This is a genomic window from Dokdonella sp. (assembly GCF_049593775.1).
Lineage (GTDB): Bacteria > Pseudomonadota > Gammaproteobacteria > Xanthomonadales > Rhodanobacteraceae > Dokdonella.
In genome coordinates, this window is sequence record NZ_JBAWHJ010000307.1 from 1 (window position 1) to 5522 (window position 5522).

General features: G+C 59.2%; 4 protein-coding genes. 1 reads left to right on the top strand and 3 read right to left on the bottom strand.

Features of this window, described 5'->3' with window-relative positions; genetic code table 11:
* Positions 1-1495: hypothetical protein (locus WBP53_RS10760; RefSeq protein ID WP_423928760.1), on the top strand; the 1495-nt coding region annotated here is incomplete at its 5' end.
* A gap of 157 nt (positions 1496-1652) precedes the next feature.
* Here the strand turns inward: WBP53_RS10760 and WBP53_RS10765 are convergent.
* The 3 genes from WBP53_RS10765 to WBP53_RS10775 form a co-directional block, all read right to left on the bottom strand.
* Positions 1653-2507, bottom strand: a complete 855-nt coding sequence (locus tag WBP53_RS10765; protein WP_423928762.1) for an MBL fold metallo-hydrolase — start codon at positions 2505-2507, stop codon at positions 1653-1655.
* Between the two features lies 1 nt (position 2508).
* A complete protein-coding gene (locus WBP53_RS10770) occupies positions 2509-4251 on the bottom strand; it encodes an N-acyl-D-amino-acid deacylase family protein (RefSeq protein ID WP_423928764.1) in 1743 nt (580 codons plus the stop codon).
* Positions 4251-5522 (bottom strand): serine hydrolase domain-containing protein (locus WBP53_RS10775; RefSeq protein ID WP_423928766.1); only part of this gene is annotated, 1272 nt, incomplete at its 5' end. The genes WBP53_RS10775 and WBP53_RS10770, both read right to left, overlap by 1 nt.

Below are 5522 nucleotides of genomic sequence, written 5' to 3' on the forward strand. Positions count from 1 at the left end.
TGAACTGGATGGTGTCTGGGTCAAGGGCAACCAGGCAGTGCAGACCGACGGTTGCGCAATTTCTGACTACTACGCGTACCCGCACGGAGCCGCATTTGACATGCGCGCTGGTTCCAGGCTGGACATCATCAATACCGTGCTGCATGACAACGGCAACAGTACGGCCGATGACATCATCCATCTCGATGGTAACCAGACCTTGTTCCGGGCATTCCATAGCACGATCGCCGGCAATTCGAATGTCGATGACGCCATCATGCGGACCAAACTGGATGCACCGTCCATCGGACTGTTCAATACCCTGCTGATGGAGTCGGCCAAGCTTTACGAGAACGATGGTGCTGACAACGCTCTATTGCATTCGGTATGTGTTTTCTCGAACAATCTTTCCACTCTCGATGACGCCCCCGACAGTGATCTGCGCGACAGCTTTCAGGGCAGTGACGCGCGATTCGTCGATGCGGCCGACGACAATTTTCTGTTGCGCGACGATTCGCCGGCCATCGATCTTTGCGTTGCCGATGAACTGACAGCCCGTGCAAAGTTGGGCGACGCCCTGTACGACCTCGACGGGCTTATTCGTCCTCGCATCATCGGCACCGATACCAACCGAACCTGGGACGCAGGCGCGTTCGAGAATCAGAACGGTATCAGTGGATCGGTCGCCGATCTCTCTATCGACATGGATGACGGAGGCTTCGTGGTCGGGGTCAACCAGAACATGGGCTACACCGTGACTCTTGCGAATGATGGCCCTGACACGATCAGCGGTGCCGGGTTCAGTATTGTCCTGGACTCCAGTGTGCAAAACCCGATTTCGTTGTTGCCGTTTGGCAACGGATGGACTTGCACGCGCAATGGCTTCATCGGCAGTTGCCAGTACACCGAAGCACTTTCGAGCGGAACCGTTGCGCCGGAGGTTGCAATCCAGTTCAAGTCGCCTTCAGCACCCCGGATCATTTCCACCTCGGTTGGCCTGGTGACTGACGGTTCGACCGTGGATGCCAATACGATCAACAATGCGGATACCGTGGTTTCGTCCATCTCCGTCAATTCGGACTTGAGGCCGAGCCTTTCGCAGTTTCCCAGTTCGTTGCAGCCGGGCCAGACCGCGCAGTTCACGGCCACTCTCACCAACAACGGGCCGGATGCCTCGTTTGGTCCACGACTTCGCGTCACCTATCCGGAAAATGTCACCAATGCCGTTGTCCTTGAAAAGCCCAGCACGGCCTGGACTTGTGGCCCACTATTTCCCGACGAGCCGGGCTACGTGTCGATGGTTTGTGCAGCCTCGCAGGCACTTGTTGGTGCATTCGAGTTTACTTTCGAATTCCAGGTGCCAGGCAGTCAGGTCGCCCCAACGGTCTGGCCGATCCGGGCACGCACCCAGCAGATTCAACCCGATCCGGTCACGCCGAATGACATTCAGGTCAATATTCCTGTTGTTCCCGGTGACGTGAACGATCGCATTTTCAGCGATTCGTTCGACGACTGACGGACTGCAGACTTGGCTCGACAAGTGAATTGCGACATCAATCATTGTTCCGGGCGCCGGCCCTCGATCAGCCCCGCGATGTTGGCGTGGTCTGATCGAGAGTCGATATCCGTGCAGCGAATATCCGCGGCCCGCCAGCAAGCGGGCCAGCCGGACTTTAGTTCGGCTTCTTTTCAGCCGCGCCCGAGCTCGATTCGAGCTGCCTGGTTTCACCCGGGTCGGTGAATACATCACCGCCCAGTCTCCTGCGTGCTTCATCACCATGACCCGTTGCAGACGCAGGAACATGAATGCCGACGACCTGATCAGCATTGAAATATCGGGCGATGATGGCTTTGCCGGCTTCTTCCCCGAAGAACCAGTAGGGCGGGAATGCGGCGGCGGCGCGGCGCTCGGCAAAGTGTCTGGCGTGCGGCTCGAAGTCGGCCTCCACGATTCCGGCATCGCCGAAATGGACGACAGTGGTCTTGTCGTCGAGCGTCACACGCCAGGAAAGATTCTGGATGGACGCACGCGAGGGCCCTCCCGCGTGCGGAATCGAGACAACCTCGATTTGCAGGCCCTTGACCTCGAAGTGCTTGGCAGCATCGGTCGGTGTCAGGTCTGCGACGATGACTCGCGAAAGCAGGGGATCACCTTCGCCCACTTCCTCGAGCAGGGCGTCATAGGTCTGCTTCGACGCGTACATCGGTACGGTCTTGTGGGCGCGCATGAATGCTACTGCCGGTGCAGCGCTGAAGTGGTCGCCATGCACGTGTGATACGAACACCGCATCGATACCGTCGTACGGCGGAGTCCCCGCCAACAGGTCGGCACGAATCGAATCGGGCACGAGCGAATATTGGCCATAGCTGTCGGAGTAGAACGCGTCGAAGATGACCTTTGTATCTCCGCGCGAAACCAGGACACCCTCGTTACCGACATAGCGCGCGCTTGCCGAAGGTTCGTGCGCGAGCGCATGGCCACCAAGTGCAAGGAGCCCCAGGGCGCCCATCAGGATCCTGTTCAGCACGCTATTGCTCCTTTTCCAAGCCTGACCAACCTGGTCCGCGAATGACTTGCCCGGGCTTTGCTCCGGTATGGGTTCCGAAGTCGAGGACCTGCACCCCGTTGACAAATACATCATCGATTCCGGTTGCCAGCTGCATGGGTTTCTCATAGGTCGAATGGTCCGCTATCAGGGCGGGATCGAAAATGACGATGTCCGCAAAGCAGCCCACTGCGAGACACCCCCGGTCACGCAATTTCCAGTTGGCCGCGGGCATCCCGGTCAGTCGATGAATGCCTTCCTCCAGCGTCATCAATTTCCGGTCGCGGACGTAGTGGCCGAGGAAACGCGCGAAATTGCCATAGGCACGCGGATGCGTGCTCGACTTGAGAAAGACGCCTTCCGGCGCCGAGGATTCGGCATCGGATCCAAGCGTTGTCCATGGCTGGGATAGTCCGAGTTCGACGTTTTCTTCGCTCATCAGGAAGTAGGCGGTGTCGACACGCGAATCATCCTCGATGATCAGATCGATGATCGTATCCTCGACGGCGGTGCCTCGCGATTCGCTGACTTCAGCCAGGGTCTTGCCTATGAGTGGTTTCAGAGCCTCGCTGCGAAAGCCGATGAAGAGCACACGCGAATCATCACCTGCGAGCAGGCGCAGGTTTTCCCAATTATCGCTTGGCGTGCGCATCTCCTCGATCAGCTTCTTGCGCACGGTGGGGTCTTTCAATCGGGCGATCATGGCTTCATGCCCGCCGGCCTGGACCCAGGGAGGAAGTGCTGCGGTCAGCCCGGTTGCTCCGGCAGTGTAGGCATACATGTTTGCGGCAATGTCGACGCCTTCCGCGCGAGCACTATTGATCTGGTCGATGACCTCGGCCATCTTTGGCCAGTTTTCCTCACCGGCCGCCTTCAGGTGGTAGGCCTCGGTGTGCTGGCCGGTGGCCCTGGCGATCGCGATTGTTTCTTCCATGGCTTGCGGGAGCTGGTTGGCTTCGCTGCGCATATGGGCAACATAGCCGCCACCCGTTTCGGCAGCAGCAGACGCCAGCGCGATCAGTTCGGGTGTCTCGGCAAAGAACGCAGGAGGATAGATAAGCGATGCACCTACGCCCAACGCGCCTTCGCTCATGGCCTCGCGCACGATGCCCTGCATTTGCCTGAGTTGCTCCTCGTCCGGATCGACGTCATCTTCACCAAGGACATTGATGCGCACGGTAGTGGCGCCCACGAACGAAGCCACGTTCGGGGTGATTCCGCGGGCCTGCAGGAAGTCGAGATATTCGCCAAGCGAGGTCCACTCGATCTCATACTTGATGTCGCCCTGCTGCTTGACCGCGTCCAACTTCATGGCTTCGTTGTACGGGCCCATCGACCAGCCTTCACCGAAGATCTCGGTTGTCACACCCTGTCGGGTGTCGCTGAGTCCTCGTCCGTCGGCGATCAGGCTGTCGACAGCCCAGCTCAGGACATTGATGAAGCCCGGCGTGACGGCACGTCCCTTTGCGTCGATTTCCCGATAGGTTTCGACCTGGGCCCCGCGTGGGAGCAGGGCGGCGATACGTTCGCCCTTGATGGCCACGTCAAGGTCCTGCGGCGCTGCTCCACTGCCGTCGAAGACCTGGCCATTGCGAATCACGATGTCGTAGCGAATCGCGGGATCCGCGGTGACGGATGCCGATTCGGTCGGTGTCTTGTTGCAGCCTGCGGCAGCCAGCGCGAACAGGATGGAAACAACAACGAGTTGGGCGCGCTTTCGGGGCATCAGAGTTTCCATGGCAGCAGGTTCCAGTTCCAGAGCAGGAATGATCCGAGAACGAATGCAATTACCGCAAGCGTGTGGCGCAGCTTGCGCCAGAAACCCCAGCCTTTGGCTTTCCATGCCGAGCCGATCAGGAACAGGCAGATAAGGCTGGCCAGGATGACAGGCACGGCAATCCATGTGACAAAGGTGACGATGGGCCCGGGGAAGTTGTAGAAGAGATCTGAATCCTCTGCACCGAACAGGGAAACACCGGCACCCACAATGACAATCCAGAGGAATGCGGTGAAGTACAGCCAGCGTGCACTGAAGCGCGCAGGAGGCCGATCACCTATTCGACGTCCCCGGCGCAGCCATGCGCCAGTGAGCACGAATACGGCGATGATGCCGATCACGCCAAGTGCGTTCACCAGCATGTTGGCGACATCCCAGGGGTGCACGCGGTCATAGACGACGTGTCCTTTCGCATTCGCCATACCCTCGACCTGGCCGTCTGCATCGATCAGGAAGCTGATGTGACCCGGACCTTCGGATTCACGGAAACTCAGCTCACCATCCGGGACATAACGTGATGCTTCGCCATCACTGGCGATCACCAGGGCGCCTTCAGGCGTTGCGGCAATTTCAATCGTCGATGACAGGAACAGCTTTTCGACGCTGCTGTAGTTGCTGCGCTCACTGTTGTAGCGGCCAGCGAAGCGGCTGGCATCGAAGGATTCCGGAAGCGCGGGTGGTTCGCTTGCCCGGGCTTGTTGGAAGTAGCGCTGCAGGACTAGGGCCGGAAACTCGCCGGCAAATCGGCGCCCGGTGTCGGTATTGGTGGAGATGAAGATGCCCAGGTCCAGCTCAGGCACGAGCTGCACGGAGGAATGGAACCAGAGTGTCGCTCCACCGTGGCCATAGAGCTCGACAGTACCCAGCTTGCTGGCGAAGAACCCCCAGGAAAAACCGTCGACTTGTGGTGCATTGCGAAACTGCGGCGCAGAGTAGACGCGTTCCAATACACCCGGCGCGAGGACCTCGCGGCCATCGATGTTTCCGGCATTGAGCAGCATGCGCATGTAACGCCCCATGTCCTGGGCAGTACTGGATGCTCCCCCGACTGGCGCAATCTGTGCGATGTGCTCGAACTTCTGCGCCGTGTAGCCGCCTGCGCTGCGCTTGAATCCATCCGACCACAGTCCCTCGAAGGCGCTTCCCGAATCGCGCGGATCATTCTTGCCGAGAGGTTCCCGGAAGGTGGTGTGCTGCATATTGGCCGGTTCCAACAAACG